Consider the following 21,205-nt stretch of genomic DNA (forward strand, 5'->3'; position numbering starts at 1 on the left):
TCAGCGGGCCTGGCCGGCGAGGTAGCCGGTCAGCGCCACGCGCGCGCGCGCAAACTCGGCCACCAGCAGCGCTACTGCCACGGCAGGGCGCTGCAGGCTGCCACTGCGGGCTTCGTGTTCGATCCGCCGTGCTACTGCTGACAGCGACAGCGCGCCGACATTGGCGCTGGAAGATTTCAGGCTGTGCGACAACGCCTGCAGGCGTTCGATATCGTTGCCCTGTGCCGCCTGCTGCAACTGCTGCACCAGCTGCGGTGCGTCTTCCAGGAACACCGCCACGATCTGCGCAGCGGCATCGCCGATCACTGCATGCAGTTCATCCAGCACGCTGCGATCAAGCACCGGCTGTGAAGTCGGGGTCGAGCGTGCTCGGCCATCGTGCGGGCTTTCGCTGTCGAGCACGCTCGGCGCTGCGGGCAACTGCACAGGATCCGGCAGCGCTGCATGTCCGCGATCCACGGAAACCCGACCCCAGCGTTGCAGCAACGCATGCAGCGTTTCGCGCGCGATCGGCTTTGACAGATAGTCGTCCATGCCTGCCTGCAGGCAGCGTTCGCGATCACCCGCCATGGCGTTGGCGGTCATCGCGATGATCGGCAACCGCGTGCGCCCCGCATCGGCTTCCTCGCTGCGCCAGCGCTGTGTTGCGCTGTAGCCGTCGAGTACCGGCATCTGGCAGTCCATCAGCACGACGTCGATTCCACCGTCGCGCAGCAGTGCGAGGGCCTGCTCGCCGTCGGCGGCGTTGCGCACCTGGCACTGGAAGACCCGCAGCAGGTGCTCGGCCACCATCCGGTTGACCGAGTTGTCCTCGACCAGCAGGACACGCAGATCCAATGACGGAAGCATGGCGGCCGGCTGTGCGTCTTCGGCATTGGCCAGCAGCGCTGCCGGACGCGCTGTAGCTGTTGGCTGCGCCAGCAGCGCATGCAGGGCGGCATCGTTGAATGTGCTGTGCAGCTGCTGCTGGCGCGGCCGCAGTGCGACCGGATCGTCCTGCAGCCACAGCACCTGCAGCGTGTCGTCGGCACCGCGCTCGGCCAGGGCCCGCTGCAGGGCCGCCTCGCCATTGCGGCGTTGGCGCGCGTCGATCAGCAGCCATGCCGGTGTGCTCTGGCCCGGGCGTGGTGCTGCGCGCAGACGTTCCATGGCCTCATCAATACTGGCCAGCAGCTGTACCTGCAGGCCATGGTGCGCGGCGACGCGTTCGATGCGTGGCTGCAGCTGTGCATCGGCGGTGTACAGCAGCAGCGCTGTCGGCGAACGTGCCAGCGCCGGCAGATCGCCGGGGACCTTCAACAGCGGTATTTCAAACCAGAACGTTGCACCCTGTCCCGGGGTGGAACGCACGCCGATGTCGCCCTGCATCAGGTCGGTGATGCGCTTGCAGATGGCCAGGCCCAGGCCGGTGCCACCATAGATGCGGGTGGTGGACGCGTCGGCCTGGCTGAAGGACTGGAACAGCCGCGCCTGCTGGGCCTCATCGATGCCGATGCCGGTGTCGACCACTTCGAAACGCAGCTGGTGCTGGGCGGGGCCCTCGCCCAGCCGCTGCACGCGCAGCTGCACCTGGCCACGTGCGGTGAACTTGATGGCATTGGCCAGCAGGTTGCCCAGTACCTGGCGCAGGCGCACCGGGTCGCCGCGTACCGGCAGGCGCACGGCCGGATCCAGCTGCAGGCTCAGCGTCAGGCCCTTGGTTTCGGCGGCGCGCTGCAGCAGCTGCACCACGCCGTCGAGCAGCTCGCGCAGGTTGAAGCTGGTGATCTCCAGTTCCAGTGCCTGGGCTTCCAGTCGCGAGTAGTCGAGGATGTCATCGACGATGCGCAGCAGCTGCTGTGAGCTGGCCGAGGCGGTGGCCAGCATCTGCCGCTGGTCCTCGCCGAGCGGACCACGGGCGATCAGCTCCAACATCGGCAGGATGCCGTTGAGCGGCGTGCGGATTTCATGGCTCATGGTGGCCAGGAACTCGCCCTTGGCCAACACGGCCGCTTCGGCGGCCTGCTTGGCCTGCAGCAGCTGATGTTCCAGCTGGCCCTGGCGCTCGGTGGTGCGGCGCAGTTGGTCGCGCTCGCTGGTCAGGGTAATGCGGTCGCGCTGCAGTGCCGTCAGCATGTGATTGCGCGAACGCAATCGCAGGCCCAGTACCAGCAGGGCGATGATGGCCAGAGCCAACACCGCCAGCAGCGCGACCGTCGATGACACTCAGAGCACCGCGTTGTGGAAGTCGAAGTTCAGGTCGCTGCCGGCCGACTGCACCATGTTGCCCTGGATGTAATCGACACCACCGACCCACATCGCGGCCGCTGCCTGCGGGTCTTCGATCTGCTGGCCGATGATCTGCAGGCCGGCTGCATGCGCCTGCTCGATCGATCGGCGCAGTTCTTCGCGCGTATCCGGGTTGGAGTGGCTGCTGGAGAAGCGTGCGGCCATGCGCACGAACGACAGCGGCAGCTGGGTGAGCAGGGCAAGCGCTTCGTTGCCCGGTTCGAACTGGCTCAGACAGAAGCGCACGCCGACGCTGGCCATGCGCTGGCAGAACTGCTGCAACGGCACGGTGTGGATCAGCGCATCGGGTAGGCGCACGTCGATCACCAGCGCGCTGCCGGGCAGGCGGCGTTGCTGCAGCGATTCCAGCAGCCAGTCGGCGAACGCATCGCGCTGCAGGGTACGCAGCGACTGCGAGACGAACAGGTTCAGCGGTTGGGTTGCATGGCGATACAGGTCGAGCAGGCCCATTGCATGCTCCAACACCTGCTGGTCGAGGTCGGCGATGCGACCGGCAGCTTCGGCGGCCGGGATCACCTGGCCGGCGGTCAGCACGCTGCCATCGGCCCGGCGCAGGCGCAGCAGCAGCTGGTATTGCGCGCTGCTGCCACCGGCGACGGCGACGATCGGCTGGTAAGCAAGCTCCAGCTGGCCTTCCAGCAACGCCAGGTGCTCCTGCTCGGTCGTCATCTGGCGATGCACGTGGCCCGCCACGCCGGCGCTGAGCAGGCGTGCCTGCAGGGTGGTGCGTTCTACCGCTTCCAGGGCACTGCTGGCATCATCGAAGCCCGGCGACAACGGCGCGTAGCCGACCACACCACGCAGGTGCACCGACTCGTCGTCGCGGATCACGAAGGCGCGTGCGGACAGCTGCTCGCGCAGGGTGCCGGCGATCGCTTCCAGGCTGTCCTCATCGGTGTTGCGGGCAAGCAGCAGGAAGCTGTTGTCGTTCAGGCGTGCCAGCAGATGCGGATGGCCGGCCTCGGCAAGACGTTGCCCGGCCTGCACCATCAGCCGCTCGAAGGCCGCGTAGCCGTAGCGCTCGCGCAGGCCCAGCGCGCTGGAGATTTCCACGAAGAACACGCCACCGCGTTCGTGCTGGGCGAGCGTCGCGTTGAGCTGCTGCAGCACATGGTGGCGCGTGGGCAGCCCGGTTTCCGGGTTGCTGGTGGCTGGTGCGCCGTTGGCGCCCGGCAGGGTTGCTGCCTGCGCGCGTGCGCGGCGGATACGGTTGGCCACCGCAGCGATCAGGTGGCGCGGCCGGATCGGCTTGCTCAGGTAATCGTCGGCACCGCAGTCGAGCACTTCGAACTGGCGCTCCGGGTCCGGGTCGCCGCTGAGGAACACGATCGGCAGCAGCTGCATGCCGGGCTGCTGGCGGATCATCGCGGTCAAACGCATGCCATCCAGCCCGGGCAGGTGCAGATCCATCAGGATCAGGTCCGGGCGTTGCTCGCGGATGGCCTGCTGTACGCCATCGGCGTCGCCGAGCACGATCGCCTGCATGCCGGCGCCGTGCAGCACGCTCTGTGCGAACAGGGCCTGGGCACGGTCGTCTTCGACGATCAGCACGCGGTAGGGCGAGTCGGCGTCGACAGGCGCCATGTCACTGTTGCCCGCCTCTGGCAGTGCTGCGGCCGAGGGCAGGGGCGGCGGGGCGGCCAGTCGGACACCGTCGCCGGGCGCTGACGACGCAGGCCCCTGCACTGCCGCTGAGGGTGCCTCGGCAGGCACCGCCGCAGCTACGGGGGCGGCCCAACGTTGCCAATGATCGGCCGGAGGGGTTTCAGCGCGTCCCGGGCGGGGGCCCGCGGCGGATTCGTTTGCGGCCATCGATGCTCCTGGTGTTCGCGGCCATTATGCGACAAGCCTGCCGATCAGCCGGTACGGGGTTGCCGTTGTCCGTCGTCGCTGCCACCACGTGCCAACCAGCGCACACTTTTCCACAGGGTGCGCCAGACCAGCCAGACCAGCAGTGCACCGGCCAGGCTGCAGGCCAGCACCACCACCAGCGCGATCCACGGATGCGCCAGCGCGAGCGCCAGGCCGCCGATCACCACGGTATCTTCGGCCGCAGAGGCGACCCAGTTGCTGGCCGGTTCCGGTGACGTGTTGAGCAGGGCGCGGGTGCCGGCCTTCAGGCCGTGGCTGGCCAGTGCAACGCCTGCGCCAGCCACCAGTGCACCGGTGCCGAGGTCGCCATCGGGTGACAAAGTGGCTGCTGCGAGGAAGGCACCGGCGGGTACGCGCGCCAGGGTCTGCACCAGGTCCCAGACTGAATCCACGCCGGGAATCTTGTCCGCGAAGAATTCGGCGATGGCCAGCGCCGCCGACGTGCCCAGCACCCACCACGATTCGGTGGCCTGCAGTGCCGGTGGCAGGTCGACCCAGCCGAGCAGGCCGGCAATGCCGACGCCGAATACGGTGAGGTAGACGCGGATACCGGCCAGCCAGGCCAGCAGGATGCCGATCACGAACAGGTGGGCTTCGGTCATGGCGGGCTCCGGCGGCGGAACTGTGCGGGGTGCCACACTATCGACGATGGAGTGGCTGAATGCCACCGCCCGATGCCGGCCGGCACGGGGGAAACCTGCCGTTCCTGTCATACACTAGCCCGTCGTTTGCCCCAGGGGCCGTACTGGCGTCGCCACTGCGATGCCACGGAGACTACCCATGAACAACCGCCCTCCCATGCGTGTGCAGGTCCGCCTTCCCGGTGCCCCGCAACCACCTGCCGACCGCCGTCGCCTGCTGGTGATGGCCGGCATCTGGCTGCTCAGCCTGGTGCTTGCGGTGCTGGGTGGGTGCTGGCTGGGTGCGCCGCGCGGTGAACAGGGCCAGCGCGTGCAGGTTGCCGAGAAGCACGCCGATACCCTGCAGACCCAGTTGACCGAGTTGCAGCAGAAGCAGGCCACGCTGGAAGCGTCGGACCGCATCAGCCGCGCCGCCAACAACGAAGTGCAGTCTTCACTGGCCGAGCGCGACGAAGAGATCGCCGGCCTGCGCGCGGACGTCGCCTTCTACGAACGTCTGGTGGGCTCGACCAGCCAGCGCAAGGGCCTGAATACCCATTCGATTGAATTCAGCCCGGAATCGGCCGGCACCTGGCAGTACAGCGTGGTGCTGACCCAGAACCTCAACCGCGGCGCGATCAGCCAGGGGCAGATGCGTTTCACGGTGGAAGGCGTGAAGAACGGCAAGCTGGCCACCATCAGCTGGGACGAGCTGCACCAGCGCAGCAAGGTGCCGGGACAGGATTACTCGTTCCGGTACTTCCAGCAGCTCACCGGCAGCGTGATGCTGCCGGCTGACTTCACCCCGCAACGGGTGAAGGTGACATTGGGGAGTGGTGCGGGGGGCACCACGCAGGTATTCGACTGGAAACAGGCCGGCGCACCGGCCAGCAAAGGGGAGTAGGCAGATGTTCGGAAGCAGCAAATCCAGCCGTGATGGCCAACTGGTGGTGGATGCCCTGATCGGCAACCAGGTGGTGATCCGTGGCGATGTGGAATTCAGTGGTGGCCTGTATGTGGAAGGTCGCATCCACGGCAAGGTGATCGCCCAGGAGGGCGCCAGCGCGGCCACCCTGACCCTCGCCGAGCATGGCGTGATCGAGGGTGAGATCCGTGCCCAGGTGGTGGTCATCAGTGGCCGCCTGGACGGCGATGTGCACGCCACCGAGAAGGTCGAACTGACCCCGAGTGCCCGGGTCAACGGCAACGTTCATTACCAGGTGGTGGAAATGAACGCGGGTGCCCAGCTGAACGGCCGGCTGATCCATGCCAGCGCCCCGATGCAGGCTCTGCCAGCGCCGGAGAGCCAGGACGCCGGTGACGGCAAGGGCGACACCGCCGCACGCCGCAAGCTGGCCGAGGCGATGGCTTGAAAGCCACCGCCGGCGCCCCCATGCTGAGCCCATGAACACGCTCGTCTCCCTTCCCGGCGCCACGCCGGCTGCCGCCCCCGACTACCAGTCGCTGGATCGGCCGCTGAACTTCACCGAGGCCGCTGCGGCCAAGGTCAAGGAACTGATCCAGGACGAGGGCAACCCCGACCTGTCGTTGCGCGTGTACATCGAGGGGGGCGGCTGTTCGGGCTTCCAGTACGGGTTCGAGTTCGACGAGAACCGTGCCGGCGATGACCTGGCGGTGCAGACCAGCGGGGTCACCCTGCTGGTCGATCCGCTCAGCCTGCAGTACCTGATGGGTGCCGAGGTGGATTACACCGAGAGCCTGACTGGTGCGCAGTTCGTGATCCGCAATCCGAACGCCAAGACCACCTGCGGCTGCGGCAGCAGTTTCAGCATGTAATTGCAGGGCGTGGGGCATGCGCCCCGCGCCGCGCCGTCGGTGGATCCACGCTATGCGTGGATGGCCTTTCCTGCACCCACAGGCGGGTTTCTGCAACGTCTGCGGCTTGCCACTTGCCGTGATTGGCGGCAGGCTAGCTGGATGCTCACTTCTCCTTCGCCGCTTTCCGGTTTTGCCTTCGTGGGTGAACCGTTGGAGCGCGCCGATGCCATGCGCGAAGATGCCGATGCTCTGGCGCGCCTGTGGCCCGATGCGCGCATTCTTGTCCTGGACCAGGACGGCACCGCCTTCACCGGTGATGACGACCAGCCACTGGCGCTGACCGGCGCTGATGTCGGTGGCGGGCCCGGTGTCGCGATCTTCCTCGGCCTGCGCGGCGAGCAGGCGTGGTTCTCGGTGGAAGCTGCCAGCGTGACCGTCACCGCGCCACGCCGGCTCGATCTGCGCCAGGCCGCGCTGCTGTGGACCGTGGCCGATGCGACCGCCTTCAGCTATGCCCGCGGCATGTCCTACTGGCAATCGCGTACCCGCTTCTGCGGCGTCTGCGGCACGGCCGTGACGTTCGCCCGTGGTGGCTTCGTCGGTCGCTGTCCGCAGTGCGCGACCGAGCACTATCCGCGCGTTGATCCGGCAGTGATCGTCGCGGTGGAAAACCAGGGCCGGCTGCTGCTGGGCCGTCAGTCCAACTGGGCGCCGCGCCGCTATTCGGTGCTGGCTGGCTTTGTCGAGCCGGGCGAGACCTTCGAGCAGACCGTAGCGCGCGAAGTGCACGAAGAGAGCAAGGTGCGGGTGACCGCCTGCCAGTACCTGGGCTCGCAGCCCTGGCCCTTCCCCGGGGCATTGATGGTCGGCTTCCGTGCACAGGCACAGGACGACGTGCCGACCGTGGACGGCGAGCTGGAAGACGCGCGCTGGTTCAGCGCCGAAGAGGTGGGAGCTGCCCTCGCACGTGACGTCGATGACGATGGTGAAGGCATCCGTCTGTCACCGCCGATCTCCATTTCGCGCGGCCTGATCGAGCATTGGTACCGCCAGCAACCGGCATCTGGTGGCGCCAGCATTGCCGCCACCTGAACACGCTGCCGGTTACAGTACGGTTCACCGCTGACGGCGACGCTGCGACAGGTAAGGTAGCGACGCCGAACGCTTGCTCGTAGGGAGACCTGCCATGTTCACCACCCTGGTCGCCGTGTTGGTGGCACTGGCCCTTGGCCATGTCGCCCCGGCCGCTGCCGCGTCGCTGCGCCGTTTCGACGGCTTCCGGCGCTGGCTGGGCTGGCTGGACGCGCGCGGTGGTCGTACCTGGCAGGGAGCGGCCGGCGTGGCGCTGGCGATCGCACCCCCCTTGCTGCTGATGGCACTGGTTGCCTGGCTGCTGCGCGGAGTGCTGTTCGGCCTGCCGGCGCTGCTGCTGGGCGTGGCCGTGCTAGCCTGGTGCTGGGGACCGCGGGATCTGGACCGCGACATCGAAGCGATCATCGATGCCGACGATGCCCCGACCCGGCAGGCGGCGGTACGCAACCTGCAGTCAGCCGGTGGCAGCCTGCGCGAGGATGTTCCTTCGCTGGTCGAGGCGACCGTGCTCAATGCACTGCGGCGCTGGTTCGCGGTGCTGTTCTGGTTCCTGCTGCTGGGCCCGGTGGGTGCGCTCGGGTATCGGCTGCTGGCATTGATGGCGGAAAGCCCGATGCGTGCGCGCGTGCCGGTGGAACCGCTGGCGCTGGCGCAGCGGCTGCTGGGCTGGATCGAGTGGCCGGTGGCGCAGTTGATGGCGTTCTCGATGGCCCTGGTCGGCAACTTCGACACGGCCTGGAAGGCGTGGCGGCAGGCGCATGGTGAGCGCTTGGCCGGCGACATTGGTTTCCTGGGCGCGGTGGCGCGTGCCAGCGTCAACGCCGAACTGCGCGAAGATGCGCACGATTACACCGAAGCCGGTCTGCTGCCGGTGTGGCAGCGACTGCCGGACCTGCGTGATGCGATGAGCCTGGTGTGGCGGATGCTGCTGCTGTGGCTGGCGGTGCTGGCCTTGCTGGTGATTGCAGGCTGGGTGACCTAATTGCTTTGCAGGGCTTGCAGCCCTGCACCCGCTGAAAGCAACAGCAACAGCAACAGCGGCTCTGGGTTGCTGAGGGTTGGGCGGGGCGGTGTGGGGCTGCAGGACACGCCGTAAACCCATCCATGGGGGCTCGATGGCGCCATCCATGGCGCCAACGGTCCTGCAGCCCCACACCGCCCCACCCCGGACAGATTCCGGCGGCTGTTGGTAGGTGTCGACCTTGGTCGACACGGTAGATCCACGCCATGCGTGGATGCCGAGCGCAGCGACCCGCTTCCGCTTTTGATCTTCTCTTCTTTCTTCCGTGGTGGGCGCACGGAAACTGTCCGTGGCCGGGCGGGTGGGTTGCGCAGGGGCGTAAGCGCCATGGATGGCGCGCCCGAGCCCCCATGGATGGGTTTACGGCGGCCCCTGCGCAACCCACCCGCCCGGCCAACTCCAACGGCTTCTGCTTCCAGCGACCAACCACGAGGGGCTTCGCCGTTGGCTGGAAACCTACACCGGAGCCAACGAGGTAAAAGGCGCCCACGGCAGGTTGCGCAGCACGGCATAGCCCGGCAGCAGCCACAGCCAGAACATAGGACTGGCCAGTACCCGCATCAGCGGATCGAGCACGCGCGGGCGCACGCCAGCCATGTTGAGCAGCATCAGGAACAGGAAGGGCAGGCTGATGACCAGCAACGGGTTCATCGCCATCGCGCCGGGCAGGTCGAAGTGGACCAGTGAATACAGGCAGCGCGTGCTGCCACAGCCGGGGCAGTAGAAGCCGGTCAGTGCATACAGCGGGCAGCCCGGCAGCGGATTGCCGGAGACATACGGATTGACGTGGCGCAGCACCACGGCGGCACCCACAGCCAGGCCGGACGCGGCCAGCAGCGGGGCCCAGCGGGCCAGGCGGGAACGAGCGGGAAGTGCGGACATGCAGGAGCGGGATCCGGCGCGTGGCCGGACCCCGTCGCGGGCATCAGTAGCTGCCGTTGCCGCCGCTCAGGGCGCCCAGGCCGCCAACGGCCATGATCACGATGAAGTACAGCACCATGACGACGACGGCGGCGATGGCCGACCACATGGCCCACTTCTTGGCCTTGTCGGCCGAATCACGGGCACCGGCGAGGTCGCCAGCAGCCAGCTTGCCGTTGACCTGCGCGGCGTAGACGATCGACACGATGCCAGCCGGCAGGCAGCAGAACAGGGTGGACAGGATGGCCCAGACCAGATTGTTGGGGACCTGCGGGGTACTGGTGTTCATGGTTCAAGCTCCTCGATGGGTGGTGGTGGTGAATCAAAGGTCGGATAGAGCGCCCAGCACGGCCAAGCCGCCGAACAGCCCGAACCACAACAGCAACAGGACCGGCAGGGCAACGGCCGAAGCCACCGCCCACCAGCCCGCCTTGCGCGACGCGCTATAGGCCCCCGGCAGGTCACCGGCCGCGCGGCGACCATCGACCTGGGCGGCATACACGATCGACACCACGCCCAACGGCAGGCAGCAGAACAGCGTCGTCAGGATCGCCCAGACCAGATGGTTGGGGATGTAGACCGGACGGCTGAGCGGTGGCGGTTGATTCAAAGCAAGACTCCATTCCTTGGTGGCCGGCCGTGTGAACGGGCCGAACCTCCCCCCTGTGGGTGCGTAATCTACCGCAACCTGCGACGCATGTATGCGGTTACAGCCAGATCCCGTCGCCTTTGGCGCTTGACGGGACAAGAAAAAGCCGGCGCTTGGCGCCGGCCTTTCAGAGCACGCTGCGGCGTGATCGGCCCCTCAGGCGAGGTCGCCGCGCAGGGTGCGGACCTGGGCTTCCAAAGTGGCGGCATCGGTCGAATGGCCATCCACCGCCGGTGCCGCGACCACCTCTACGGTTGCCCGGAACCGGCGCGGCACGCGCATGCGGCCCAGCCGGGTATCGCGGCGGCTCCACATGCTCGACCACATGCCACGCAGTGCCATCGGCACCACGGGTACCGGGCGTCGTTCGAGGATCTTCTCCACGCCGGATTTGAACGGTGCCATCGTACCGTCGCGGGTCAATGCGCCTTCCGGGAAGATGCACACCAGCTCGCCCTCGGCCAGTGCGGCATCAACTTCATCGAACGCGCGCTGCATCAAGGCCGGGTCTTCGCGCGCACCGGCGATGGGAATCGCCTTGGCGGTGCGGAAGATCCAGCGCATCACCGGGATGTTGAAGATCTTGTAGTACATGACGAAGCGCACGGGACGCGGAATCGTCGCCGACAAAATCAGCGCGTCCATGTAGCTGACGTGGTTGCAGACCAGCAGTGCGGCGCCTTCATCGGGCACGTTGCCCTCGATGCCATGCGGGCGCAGGCGATACAGCGTGCGCACCATCACCCAGCTGAGGAACCGCATCAGGAATTCGGGGACGATGGTGAAGATGTAGATCGCCACCACAGCGTTGGCGATGGCCAATGCCAGGAACAGCTGCGGGATGGTCCAGCCGAGCAGGCGCTGGGTAAGCAGGCCAAGTACGGCCGCAGCGACGATGAAGCCGGAGTTCTGGATGTTCAGCGCGGCGAACACGCGCGACATTTCCGATTTCGGCGTGCGGCTCTGGATCAACGCAAACAGCGGTACCACGAAGAAACCGGTGAACAGGCCGATGCCGAGCAGATCGATGATGATGCGGATGCTGCCGGCCTGGTGCACGAACTGGGTGACCGACAGGCCCTGCGCGGTGGCTTCACCGGCGCGTGCGAAGTACAGGTCCAGCAGGAACGCGGTCATGCCGAACGCGCCCAGCGGCACCAGGCCGATCTCCACGGTGCGTGCCGACAGCTTTTCGCACAGCAGCGAACCGATGCCGGTGCCTACCGAAAACAGCGCCAGCGCGAAGATGTAGAGGGTGGGTTCGCCACCGAGGTTGGTGACCGCATAGGACGGCAGCTGCGCGGTGAGGATGGTGCCGACGAACCAGAACCAGGACACGCCGAGGATGGCGTTGCGTACCGATTTCTGTTTCCTGGCCATGCGCAGCACGGCCAGCGATTCGGGAATCGGGTTCCAGTTGATCTTCAGATCCGGGGCGCCGGCATCGACCTTGGGGATCATGCGCGCGGCGAGGTTGCCGCAGATCGCCAGCGCGATGACCGCCGTGGCGGCCACGATCGGCCCATGGGTGCCGGCCAGGGTGAACACCAGGCCGCCGACGATCATGCCGGTCAGGATCGACATCGACGTGCCCATCTCGACCAGGCCATTGCCACCGGTCAGTTCTTCCGGGCGCAGTACCGAGGGCAGCACCGAGTACTTCACCGGGCCGAACAGGGTGGATTGCAGGCCCGTGCAGAACAGGGCCACCAGCAGCACCGGCAGGCTCTCGGTAAGAAAGCCCACCGCGGCCAGCGTCATGATCACGATCTCCATGGTGGTAGTGATCACGATCAGTCGCGACTTCTCCAGCTTTTCCGCGATCTGCCCGGCCAGGGCGGAGAACAGGAAGTAGGGCAGGATGAACAGCGCCGGCGCCAGGTTGGTGTAGAGCGTGCGCTCGCTCTCGGCCACGCCAAGATAGAACAGCAGGCCGATGATCGCCTGCCGGTACACGTTGTCGTTGAAGGCACCCAACCCCTGCACGATGAAGAACGGCAGGAAACGGCGCTGGCGCAGCAGGGCGAACTGGTTGTGACCGGACATGGAACCTCCTTGGACCGGCGCAGCCTAGCATTCCTGCCCATCTGTCGGGACCGTGGCGGCATGCATCCACGCATGGCGTGGATCTACTCAGACCCCATGGGTGGGTGCGGACGGTGGGTGCGGACCGTTGGTCCGCACACCTGAGAACCTCAGACGATATCGTCGACCACGCCGCCATCGACCCGCAATGCTGCACCAGAGGTGGCCGACGCCTGCGGCGAGGCGAGGTAAACCACCATGTTGGCCACTTCTTCGACCGTGGCCGCGCGCTGGATCACCGACGCAGGACGATGGGCCATCACGAACTCACGGCCGATCTGCTCCAGCGGCTTGCCGGTACGTGCGCGTTCTTCTTCGAACATCGTTGCGAAGCCGTCGGACAACGTCGGGCCGGGCAACACCGCATTGACGGTGACGCCGCTGCCGGCCACGCGCTTGGCCAGGCCGCGCGACAGCGACAGCTGCGCGGTCTTGCTGACGCCGTAGTGGATCATGTCGGCGGGAATGTTGCGTGCCGATTCGGAGGAGATGAACAGCACGCGGCCCCAGCCGGCGTCGACCATCGCCGGCAGCAGGGCGCGCGACAGGCGCACGCCGGACATGACGTTGGTCTGCCAGTACTGCTCCCAGGTGGCATCGTCGGTTTCGAAGAAATCCTGCGGCCCGAAGATGCCGGCGTTGTTGACCAGGATGTCGATTCTTCCCGGCAGGCCGGCCAGCAGGGTGTCGACACCGCTGGCGTCGGACAGGTCGGCGGCCACGCCCAGCACGTTGGCGCCGGGAATGGCAGCCAGCAGGCGCTGGCGTGCGCGTTCCACGCTGTCGGCACTGCGGCCGTTGAGGATGACCTGCGCACCGGCGGCGGCGAGCCCCTGCGCGATGGCCTGGCCGATGCCAGCGGTGGAGGCGGTGACCAGCGCGGTGCGGTCGTTGAGTTCGATCTTCATGGGGGAGATCCTGCGTGGGCGACACGGCAGTATCGGCGCCGGGGCGTGATCGGAATGCCCCCGTGGACGCAACACGATGTTGCACGGCCGACAGCCGCTCCAGTAGATCCACGCCATGCGTGGATGCCATTCCAGTAGATCCACGCCATGCGTGGATGCCGTCAGCTCAAACCACGCACCGCGCCATTGGCCGCCGCTCTCACCTTCGGCAGCATCCGCAGCACCAGCGCCATCTGCGTGCGGATCAACTGCAGTTTCGGTGGCATCGTCTCATCAAGCTGCTCCAGTTCCGCAGCCACCGCGCGATCTGCATCGTTGTCTTCCTCCGACACCGGCTGCTGCGCCGTCAACGCCGACGCCAGCTGCTGCAATGCCTTGCGCACCCGCTCGCCGGCGGCCAGTGCAAGTGGATCACCCGCGTAACTGTCGACCTGGTCGCGGTGCGCACCCAGCGCCGACAGGTGCCCGAGCAGGGTGTTGGACAACGCCAGGAAGTGGAAACCCGAATCGAGGTTGCGGCGCACGTGACCCGGTTCGCGCAGCATGTTCGACAAGGCGGTGGACAGCGCGGCATCGGCGTTGTGCATGTCACGACGGGCAATGCGGTAGGCCAGATCGTCGCGCATGCCGCTGCGGTATTGGCCCAGCACCGATTCCAGATAGCGGGCGGCGGTATCCAGCACCCGCGCCAGCACGCGGTGCAGCTGTCGACCCTGCCAGTCCGGCAGGATCAGGAACGCGGCGGCTGCGGCAATCGCGCAGCCGAGGATCGTATCGACCATGCGCGGCACGATCAGAACGAAGCCGTCGCCGATCAGGTTGAAGCAGGTCAGTGCCATCACCGTGATGGCAGCCGAGGCGACCAGATAGCGGTCGGTACGAGTGAAGAAGAACAGCAGCGCCGACAGCAGCGCGATCAGCAGCTGGATCTCCAACCGTGGGAACAGCTGCAGCAGCGCCCAGGTCAGTACCAGGCCGGCCAGCGTACCGACGATACGCTGGGCCAGGCGCTGGCGGGTGGCGCCGAAACTGGGCCGGCACACGAACACGATGGTCAGCAGCACCCACGAGCCGTTCTGTGCATTGAACAGATGGATGGCAACGAAACCGGCGATCAGTGCCAGCGCCATGCGCAGGCCATGGCGGAACAACACCGAACCCGGGGTGAGCTGCTGGCGCAGGCGCACGCCCATCTCCCGCAAGGTGTGCGGGTTGCTGTCGCGCAGGCGGGTGTCGACGTTGTCCAGGCTGGCTTCGGAACGTTCGGCATCGAGCAGGCGGCGCTCGATGCTGCGCAGGTTGTGCACCAGCAGGTCCAGCGAGCCGAGCAGGCGCTGCCACTGCGGGCGTTGCTGGTCGCGCAGGTAGGTCAGCGCATCGGCCAGATCGCGTCCGGCCTGCTGGTTGCTCTCGCCGTAGACGAACGGTCGACGCAGCCGGATTGCTTCGCCCAGCCGCGCACAGGCCTGGCCCTGCAGGTCGAGCAAGCGCTGGCAGCGGTACAGCACGTCGCTGTGGAAGAACGCATCGACCAGCGCGCCGTACGGATAGTGGGAGGAGCTGGCGCGCTCATGGAAATCCTGTGCCATGTAATACAAGCGCAGGTACAGGCCGGAGTTGACGCCGGGCCGGCCGGAGCGGCCAAAGCGCGCCAGGATCGCCGTCTTCGCCTCGTTCAACGCACCCACCACGCGGCGGTTCTGCTCGGCCAGGTCGAGCTGGCGGCGCTGCAGGTCCGCCTCGCGCACGGGTTCGAACAGGGCGGCCTTGAGCTGCAGGTAACGGCCCAGTTCCACATACAGACGCGCCACGCGCTCGCGCACCGGCCGGTTGGCGAACAGCGTGGTCCACAGAATCGACAGCAGCCCGTACCAGACCGCACCCGCCAGCAGGTGGCTGACCGCGTCCAGCGCACTGTGCAGGTCATGGGCACCATGTTGTTCCAGGCCGATCATGGTGTAGATGGCCAGGGTCACGGTCGCCTGGGCGATGGACGCGTAACGCTCGCCGAGTGCACCGAGCAGTGTCAGGCCGAACGTCGACAACGCCAGGGCGGCGATGAATATCCACGGCCAAGGGAACAGCCAGATCACCGAGGCCGCCGCCAGGCAGAAGCACAGCAGCGACAGCAGTACGGCCTTGGTTCGGCCCCACCAGTTGTCATCGGTCTCGGCAATCGCACTGGCGATGATGCCAAGGAACACGCCGGGCAGTGCAGTCAGCGCATCCAGGTGCCAGCACACGGCCAAGGCCGCTGTCAGGGCAATGAACACCCGCAGGCCATAGCTGGCCTTCTCGTGGGCCCACAGGCGGCTGAGGCGGGATTGGCGTGCGGACATGCAGGCTCGGCGGAAGGATCGACCTCCATTATTGCGGGCCGCGCGTGAAATGGTAGATCCACGCCATGCGTGGATGATTTTCCGCTCGATAGCCGGTAGTGCCGGCCGCTGGCCGGCTCCTCGCATCTTCATCCGGGCTCATGAAGAGCCGGCCAGCGGCCGGCACTACCGTTTGCCTGCCGCTTACATGTCGAACCGCACGCTCAGCGCGAAGGTCCGCGGCAGGCCGACGCCCGCATTCGACCAGTACCTGCGGTTGGCCAGATTCTCCACACTGGCACGCAGGGTCACCGGGTGGCCGGAGGCCAGCAGGCGGTAGCCGATGCCCGCATTGACGAGCGTGTAGTCGGGCAGCTTCAGGGTGTTGTCGGCGTCATACCAGACATCGCCGTAGTAGCGCACGGCGGCATAGGTCTCCAGCCCTTCCACCCATGGCAGCTGGTAGGTGGCGTGCAGCACGCCGCTCCAGCGTGCAGCACCGGCGGTGCGGTTGCCTTCCTGCGCCACGCTGCCCGGTGACAGCTTGTCGTAGGTCGGGTCAAGCCAGGTCACGCCACCGCCGACGGTCAGCGCATCGCTCAGGTGCAGGTCGGCGCTGGCCTCGATGCCTTCGTACAGGGTGATGCCATCCTGCACCAGGCGCTTGCCTGCATCGGTCAGCTGATCGATGTTGGCGCCGCGCTCCAAGCGGAACGCAGCGACGTTCGCGTTCCAGCGATCCGCCTCAACCTTGGCGCCGATCTCGTACTGCTTGCTGATGGTGGGGTCGAGCACATCGCCGGCGTTGACGTAGCTGTTGCCCACGCGACCGCCGGCTTCCAGCGACTCGATGTAGCTGGCATACAGGGTGACGGCCTCGGTGGGCTTGAACATCACCGCGTAGGTCGGGGTAACCGGATAGGTGTGGTAGACGCCCTTGGTCTCGAAGTCGTTGTAGCGCCAGCCGGCCAGCACCGACCAGCCATGGCCGAGGTCGACGGTATCGCTGACGAACACGGCCTTCTGCACGGTTTCGCTGCCACGGCTCATCACCCGCGACCCGACTGCGTCGTGGCGGATGTCATGGCGCTGGTAGAGGTTGGCGCGGCCGATCAGGTTGAATTCGTACGGACGGTCCCAGCCCAGCCCGATCTGATGGCTGACACCGGCCACCAGCTGGTGCTGCAGCGGACCGGTGCCGAAGCTGCCCTGCACCAGTGCCTGCGCCAGCTTCCACTCGCTCTTGCCGCCGAGCTCGTAGACGTTGACGTTGTAGTCGCCGTTGAGGTCGTCGATGTAGGCAAAGATCTTGTTGACGTCGTTCCACGAGGTGGTGACGCCATAGCTCAGGCTGGCCTTCCAGTCGCTGTTGATCTGCCAGTCCAGGGCTGTGGACAGCAGGCTGGAGCGGGTGTCGTAGTAGGTGCCAGGCACGCTGTTGTCGACATCGCCAGCGATCTGCCGCGGCAGCGATGTCAGGCCACGGAAATAGTACTGCGGTGATTCCTCGCGCAGGTCGCGCGACTGGAATACGCCGTCGAAGGTCCAGGTGAGCGCATCGCTCAAGCGCGCGTCCAGCGACAGTGCGCCGACCTTGCGATCGACATGGCCACCGTTGAAGGTTTCGCCCTTTTCCTGGAAGGCGTTGAAGCGGTAGCCGAACATCTGCTCGTTGCCGAAGCGGCCACCGACGTCGATGCCGCCGCTGACGATGCCCTGCTCGCGCCAGCCGAGCTGGGCGGAGAAGGTCGGTACCTCGGTCGGCTTCTTGGTGATGTAGTTGACGATGCCGCCGGGTGCGCCGAAGCCGTACAGGAACCCGCCGGGGCCCTTCAGCAGGTCGACCTGTTCCATCACTTCCAGCGGCCACTCGGTGCCCCAGGACGAGACCTGCAGGCCGTTGACCCGGTAGCTGTCGAAATTCAGGTCGATGCCGCGGTTGCGGATCGGAGAGCTCCAGCCGCTGGCATAGGCGCTTACCTGCGTGGTGACCGAGGGGTCGAGTAGGAAGGCTTCGCCCAGCGACACGACCTGGCGCTGTTCGATCTGCTCACGGCCGACCGCGGTGATCGCAAACGGGGTATCACGCAGGGCGCGGTCGCCCAGGGCGCCGGCCTCGGTGTGGGTACGCTCGGCGATGACCTTGACCGCGTCCAGATCGGTGGCACTACGGGCGTCGGCGGGGGCTTCGGCGTGTGCCGTGCAGGCGGCGGACAGCGCTACGGCCAGCACGGCCAGGCGGGGGGAGCGGATGGGCAACATCGATGGAGATCCTCGGCGGGCGGCCACGGGCCATCCGCCCATGCAGGGGGGAAAGGTCGGTGGCTGGGATCACACAGGCGTGCCGGCAACGGCAGCGGGGCGCCGCAAGGGGGCGCAGGACCATGGCTGGATGAGAATTGTTCTCTTTTAGTTGCAGCGCGTCAAATCCAAAGCGGCGTGCGGACCAACGGTCCGCACCCACCAGAGGCAGGTGTTGCAGTAGATCCACGCCATGCGTGGATGGGCCTTCCTATGCCCGCTGCGCGCGCCTGAGCAGCTTCGCTTCACGCCTGCGCGCACGCCGCGCCTTCCAGCGGTCGGCCAGGCACGAGAAGATCACGTACAAGGCCGGCGTGCTGAGCAGGGTCAGGCTCTGCGAGAACAGCAGGCCGCCGATCATCGCGATGCCCAGCGGGCGACGCAGTTCCGACCCTTCACCCAGGCCGATCGCCAGCGGCACCGCCGCCAGGATCGCCACCATCGTGGTCATCATGATCGGGCGGAAACGCACGATGCTGGCTTCGCGTGCCGCCTCGCGCGGGGTCAGCCCATGTTCGCGCTGCGCCACCAGGGCGAAGTCGATCATCATGATCGCGTTCTTCTTGACGATGCCGATCAGCAGCACCAGCGCGATCATCGAAATCACCGACAGTTCGGTGTTGGTGCCGAACAGCGCCAGCAACGCACCCACGCCGGCCGCCGGCAGGGTGGACAGGATCGTCACCGGGTGGATCAGGCTTTCGTACAGGATGCCCAGCACCAGATAGACGGTGAGGATCGCCGCCAGTACCAGGATCAGCATGTCGCTGGGGTCGGAATTGAAGCCGAAGCCCGCGTCATCGGCCAGGCGGATGTCGCCGGGCATGCGCATGCCGGCCACGGTGCTGTCGATGATGGCCTTGGCCTCGCCCATGCTGACGCCGGGGGCGAGGTTGTAGCTCAGGTCCATCGTCGTGTACTGGTTTTCATGGGTGATCTGCGAGGGCGCCAGGCCCGGCGCCTGTCTGGCCACCGCGGTGATCGGCACCATCTCGCCGTTGCGTGCGCGCACATGCACTTCGTCCAGCGCCGAGGGCGTGGCGGTCTGCGACGGCAGCGCATTGACCACCACGCTGTACTGGTTGATGTCCGAGTAGATGGTGGAGATCTGGCGCTGGCCGAAGGCGCCATACAGCGCACCGTCGATGGCGCCCACCGAAATACCCAGGCGTGCAGCCTTGGCACGGTCGATCTCGATGTTCTGGCGCAGCCCGGCGTTGTCGACGTCGGTGCCGACATCGCGCAGCTTCGGATTCTTCTTCAACGCCGCCTGCAGCTTGGGTAACCATTCCTGCAGCGCGGCCAGATCGTTGCCCTGCAGCGAGACGCGGTACTGCGCGCCCTGGCTGTTGCCACCGCCATCATTGCTGGGCAGGTCCTGGATCGCGCGCAGGCGCAGCTGCAGGTCCGGGTAGCGGTCGGCCTTCGCACTCAGCCGTGCCAGTGCGTGTGCGGTGGTTTCGCGGCGGCCTTCCTTGCGCGACTTCAGTTCGACGTTGAACTGTGCGCTGGAGCCTTGGCGGCCACTGCCCAGGCGTACGCCCACGGTCTTCACCGCCGGGTCGGCCATCAGCATGTCGGTGATGCGGCGCTGTCGGCTGACCATGTCCTCGAAGGACACCGTCGCACTGGAGTTGGCGCGGCCCCAGATCAGGCCGGTGTCCTGCGGCGGGAACGCCCCCTTCTTCACCGCACCGAACAGGAAGATGGTGACGCCGATCAGGATCAACGGCGTCAACGACAGCAGCAGCGCATGGCGCAGCGAGAAATCAAGGAGCACGGTGTAGATGCGCAGCATCCGCTCGTGACCGGCATCAAGCCAGCGGCCGAAGCGCGATGGTGCCGCCTTGTGGTCGTGCGCGCTGAGGAAGCGGCTGCACAGCGCCGGGGTCAGCGTCAGCGAAACGACCATCGACACCACGATCGCCGCCACCAGGGTCACGGTGAATTCGCGGAAGAACGCGCCCATCATGCCGCTGGCGAACAGCAGCGGGATGAACACCGCCACCAGCGAGGCGGTGATCGAGACGATGGTGAAGCCGATTTCGCGCGCACCGGCGAAGGCGGCCTGCATCCGCGGCATGCCCTCGTCGAGGTGGCGCATGATGTTCTCGATCACCACGATCGCATCGTCTACCACGAAGCCGATCGCGATCACCAGCGCCAGCAGGCTCAGGTTGTTCAGGGTGAAGCCCATCACGTACATCACCAGCGCGGCTCCGGCCAGTGACAGCGGTACGGTGACCGCAGCGATCAGCGTCGGCGCCAACCGGCGCAGGAACAGCGCCATCGTCAGCACCACCATCGCCAGGCTGATCAACAGTGTGATCTGCACTTCATGCAGCGACGAACGGATGGTCGGGGTGCGGTCGAAGTAGGGCGTCATCGTGGTGCCCGGCTGCAGGTAATCGCGCAACGCGGGAATCTGCGCTTTCACCCGGTCAACGGTCTCGACGATGTTGGCGCCGGCGCGGGTGAACACATACATCACCACGGCCGGTTTGTGGTCGAACCACGCGGCCTGGTAGGCGTCCTGCTGGCCGTCGTAGACGTTGGCGATGTCCTTCAGTCGGATCACCCGGCCATCGCCCTGGGTCTTGACCACCAGATCGGCGAAGTCGGCGGCGCGTGCGACCGAATCGTTGGCGATGATCGCCGTGGTGGTGTTGCCATCGCTGAGGAAGCCGGTGGGCGAGGTCACGTTGGCCGCGCGCACGGCATTGCGCAGGTCGTCGGCGGTAAGTCCCAGCGCGTTCATCAGGCGCAGGTTGACGTCCACGCGCACCGCTGGCGTCGAGGCACCGGCGATATCCACCGACGCGACGCCGCCGATCTGGCGGATGCGCTGGGCCAGCAGCGAATCGGCGACGTTGTACAGCTCATCGGCGGACTGCGTCTGCGACGTCAGCGCGATGGCGATCACCGGGTCGTCGTTCGGGTTCGCCTTCTGGTACATCGGCGAGCCCATGCCCGAGGGCAGGTCGGCCTGCGCCGAATTGATCGCCGTCTGTACGTCCAGTGCGGCTGAATCGATGTCGCGGTCGCTCTGGAAGATCATGAACACCAGCGAGCTGCCTTCCGAGCTCGACGAGCGCATGCGGTCGATGCCCGGCAGCTGGCCGAGGTGGCGCTCCAGCGGCGCAGTCACCGTGGAGGCCATGGTTGCCGCGTCCGCACCGGACTGGCTGGCGTGCACGAAGATCACCGGAATCTCGATGTTCGGCAGTGCCGACACGCCGAGCCGCAGGTAACAGATCACGCCGATCATGAACAAGCCGATGGCCAGCAGGGCAGTGCCGATCGGGCGGCGGATGAAGGGGCCGGACAGGTTCATCGTGCGGCCCGCCGGA

General features: G+C 66.7%; 16 protein-coding genes. 5 read left to right on the plus strand and 11 right to left on the minus strand.

Annotated features, from left to right (window positions below; genetic code table 11):
• The 3 genes from ACQ5SA_RS14660 to ACQ5SA_RS14670 are packed head-to-tail and all read right to left on the minus strand — an operon-like array spanning position 1 to position 4,763.
• Positions 1–2,205, minus strand: a complete 2,205-nt coding sequence (locus tag ACQ5SA_RS14660) for a hybrid sensor histidine kinase/response regulator (protein WP_499314657.1) — start codon at positions 2,203–2,205, stop codon at positions 1–3.
• Complete coding sequence (locus ACQ5SA_RS14665) at positions 2,206–4,101, minus strand: EAL domain-containing protein (protein ID WP_499314659.1); 1,896 nt, start codon at positions 4,099–4,101, stop codon at positions 2,206–2,208.
• A 44-nt stretch (positions 4,102–4,145) separates the two neighbouring features.
• A complete protein-coding gene (locus ACQ5SA_RS14670) occupies positions 4,146–4,763 on the minus strand; it encodes a DUF4126 domain-containing protein (RefSeq protein WP_394123081.1) in 618 nt (205 codons plus the stop codon).
• A 178-nt stretch (positions 4,764–4,941) separates the two neighbouring features.
• Between ACQ5SA_RS14670 and ACQ5SA_RS14675 the strand changes: the two genes are divergently transcribed.
• The 5 genes from ACQ5SA_RS14675 (at position 4,942) to ampE (ending at position 8,634) form a co-directional block, all read left to right on the plus strand.
• The gene (locus ACQ5SA_RS14675) at positions 4,942–5,685 is read left to right on the plus strand and encodes a DUF6776 family protein (RefSeq protein WP_499314661.1); all 744 of its coding nucleotides are present in this window, start codon (positions 4,942–4,944) and stop codon (positions 5,683–5,685) included.
• Between the two features lie 4 nt (positions 5,686–5,689).
• Positions 5,690–6,154 carry a bactofilin family protein gene (locus tag ACQ5SA_RS14680; protein ID WP_089237350.1) on the plus strand — a complete coding sequence of 155 codons (465 nt, stop codon included), beginning with the start codon at positions 5,690–5,692 and terminating at the stop codon, positions 6,152–6,154.
• A gap of 31 nt (positions 6,155–6,185) precedes the next feature.
• Entirely contained in the window at positions 6,186–6,578 is a 393-nt protein-coding gene (erpA, locus tag ACQ5SA_RS14685) for an iron-sulfur cluster insertion protein ErpA (protein ID WP_025874631.1), read from the plus strand.
• A 141-nt stretch (positions 6,579–6,719) separates the two neighbouring features.
• A complete protein-coding gene (gene nudC / locus ACQ5SA_RS14690) occupies positions 6,720–7,652 on the plus strand; it encodes an NAD(+) diphosphatase (RefSeq protein ID WP_499314663.1) in 933 nt (310 codons plus the stop codon).
• Between the two features lie 94 nt (positions 7,653–7,746).
• Positions 7,747–8,634, plus strand: coding sequence for a regulatory signaling modulator protein AmpE (gene ampE, locus ACQ5SA_RS14695; protein WP_499314665.1), 888 nt, complete (start codon positions 7,747–7,749; stop codon positions 8,632–8,634).
• 495 nt (positions 8,635–9,129) lie between these two features.
• On the opposite strand, the gene ACQ5SA_RS14700 is transcribed toward ampE, so the two are convergent.
• The 8 genes from ACQ5SA_RS14700 to ACQ5SA_RS14735 all read right to left on the minus strand — a co-directional run bounded on the left by ACQ5SA_RS14700 (position 9,130) and on the right by ACQ5SA_RS14735 (position 21,189).
• The gene (locus ACQ5SA_RS14700) at positions 9,130–9,555 is read right to left on the minus strand and encodes a DUF2752 domain-containing protein (RefSeq protein WP_499314667.1); all 426 of its coding nucleotides are present in this window, start codon (positions 9,553–9,555) and stop codon (positions 9,130–9,132) included.
• Positions 9,556–9,598: 43 nt separating this feature from the next.
• Positions 9,599–9,883, minus strand: a complete 285-nt coding sequence (locus ACQ5SA_RS14705) for a CD225/dispanin family protein (protein WP_499314669.1) — start codon at positions 9,881–9,883, stop codon at positions 9,599–9,601.
• A 33-nt stretch (positions 9,884–9,916) separates the two neighbouring features.
• Positions 9,917–10,204, minus strand: a complete 288-nt coding sequence (locus ACQ5SA_RS14710) for a CD225/dispanin family protein (RefSeq protein WP_089237339.1) — start codon at positions 10,202–10,204, stop codon at positions 9,917–9,919.
• Between the two features lie 195 nt (positions 10,205–10,399).
• A complete protein-coding gene (locus ACQ5SA_RS14715) occupies positions 10,400–12,289 on the minus strand; it encodes an MFS transporter (protein ID WP_499314671.1) in 1,890 nt (629 codons plus the stop codon).
• A gap of 149 nt (positions 12,290–12,438) precedes the next feature.
• Positions 12,439–13,236, minus strand: coding sequence for an SDR family NAD(P)-dependent oxidoreductase (locus ACQ5SA_RS14720; RefSeq protein ID WP_499314673.1), 798 nt, complete (start codon positions 13,234–13,236; stop codon positions 12,439–12,441).
• Between the two features lie 161 nt (positions 13,237–13,397).
• On the minus strand, positions 13,398–15,575 hold the full coding sequence (gene yccS, locus ACQ5SA_RS14725) for a YccS family putative transporter (RefSeq protein ID WP_499314675.1): 2,178 nt from the start codon (positions 15,573–15,575) through the stop codon (positions 13,398–13,400).
• Between the two features lie 183 nt (positions 15,576–15,758).
• The gene (locus tag ACQ5SA_RS14730) at positions 15,759–17,816 is read right to left on the minus strand and encodes a TonB-dependent siderophore receptor (protein ID WP_499314676.1); all 2,058 of its coding nucleotides are present in this window, start codon (positions 17,814–17,816) and stop codon (positions 15,759–15,761) included.
• Between the two features lie 250 nt (positions 17,817–18,066).
• The gene (locus tag ACQ5SA_RS14735; RefSeq protein ID WP_499314678.1) at positions 18,067–21,189 is read right to left on the minus strand and encodes an efflux RND transporter permease subunit; all 3,123 of its coding nucleotides are present in this window, start codon (positions 21,187–21,189) and stop codon (positions 18,067–18,069) included.
• Between the last annotated feature and the right edge of the window lie 16 nt (positions 21,190–21,205).

Origin of the sequence: Stenotrophomonas indicatrix (genome assembly GCF_050573115.1) — a bacterium.
Classification (GTDB): Bacteria; Pseudomonadota; Gammaproteobacteria; order Xanthomonadales; family Xanthomonadaceae; genus Stenotrophomonas; species Stenotrophomonas lactitubi_A.

Excerpts from the sequence above, each read along its gene's own strand:
- ACQ5SA_RS14665 (WP_499314659.1), bottom strand. The coding sequence starts at position 4,101 with ATGGCCGCAAACGAATCCGCCGCGGGCCCCCGCCCGGGACGCGCTGAA.
- ACQ5SA_RS14670 (WP_394123081.1), bottom strand. The coding sequence starts at position 4,763 with ATGACCGAAGCCCACCTGTTCGTGATCGGCATCCTGCTGGCCTGGCTG.
- ACQ5SA_RS14675 (WP_499314661.1), top strand. The coding sequence starts at position 4,942 with ATGAACAACCGCCCTCCCATGCGTGTGCAGGTCCGCCTTCCCGGTGCC.
- ACQ5SA_RS14680 (WP_089237350.1), top strand. The coding sequence starts at position 5,690 with ATGTTCGGAAGCAGCAAATCCAGCCGTGATGGCCAACTGGTGGTGGAT.
- erpA (WP_025874631.1), top strand. The coding sequence starts at position 6,186 with ATGAACACGCTCGTCTCCCTTCCCGGCGCCACGCCGGCTGCCGCCCCC.
- nudC (WP_499314663.1), top strand. The coding sequence starts at position 6,720 with ATGCTCACTTCTCCTTCGCCGCTTTCCGGTTTTGCCTTCGTGGGTGAA.
- ampE (WP_499314665.1), top strand. The coding sequence starts at position 7,747 with ATGTTCACCACCCTGGTCGCCGTGTTGGTGGCACTGGCCCTTGGCCAT.
- ACQ5SA_RS14700 (WP_499314667.1), bottom strand. The coding sequence starts at position 9,555 with ATGTCCGCACTTCCCGCTCGTTCCCGCCTGGCCCGCTGGGCCCCGCTG.
- ACQ5SA_RS14705 (WP_499314669.1), bottom strand. The coding sequence starts at position 9,883 with ATGAACACCAGTACCCCGCAGGTCCCCAACAATCTGGTCTGGGCCATC.
- ACQ5SA_RS14715 (WP_499314671.1), bottom strand. The coding sequence starts at position 12,289 with ATGTCCGGTCACAACCAGTTCGCCCTGCTGCGCCAGCGCCGTTTCCTG.
- ACQ5SA_RS14720 (WP_499314673.1), bottom strand. The coding sequence starts at position 13,236 with ATGAAGATCGAACTCAACGACCGCACCGCGCTGGTCACCGCCTCCACC.
- yccS (WP_499314675.1), bottom strand. The coding sequence starts at position 15,575 with ATGTCCGCACGCCAATCCCGCCTCAGCCGCCTGTGGGCCCACGAGAAG.
- ACQ5SA_RS14730 (WP_499314676.1), bottom strand. The coding sequence starts at position 17,816 with ATGTTGCCCATCCGCTCCCCCCGCCTGGCCGTGCTGGCCGTAGCGCTG.
- ACQ5SA_RS14735 (WP_499314678.1), bottom strand. The coding sequence starts at position 21,189 with ATGAACCTGTCCGGCCCCTTCATCCGCCGCCCGATCGGCACTGCCCTG.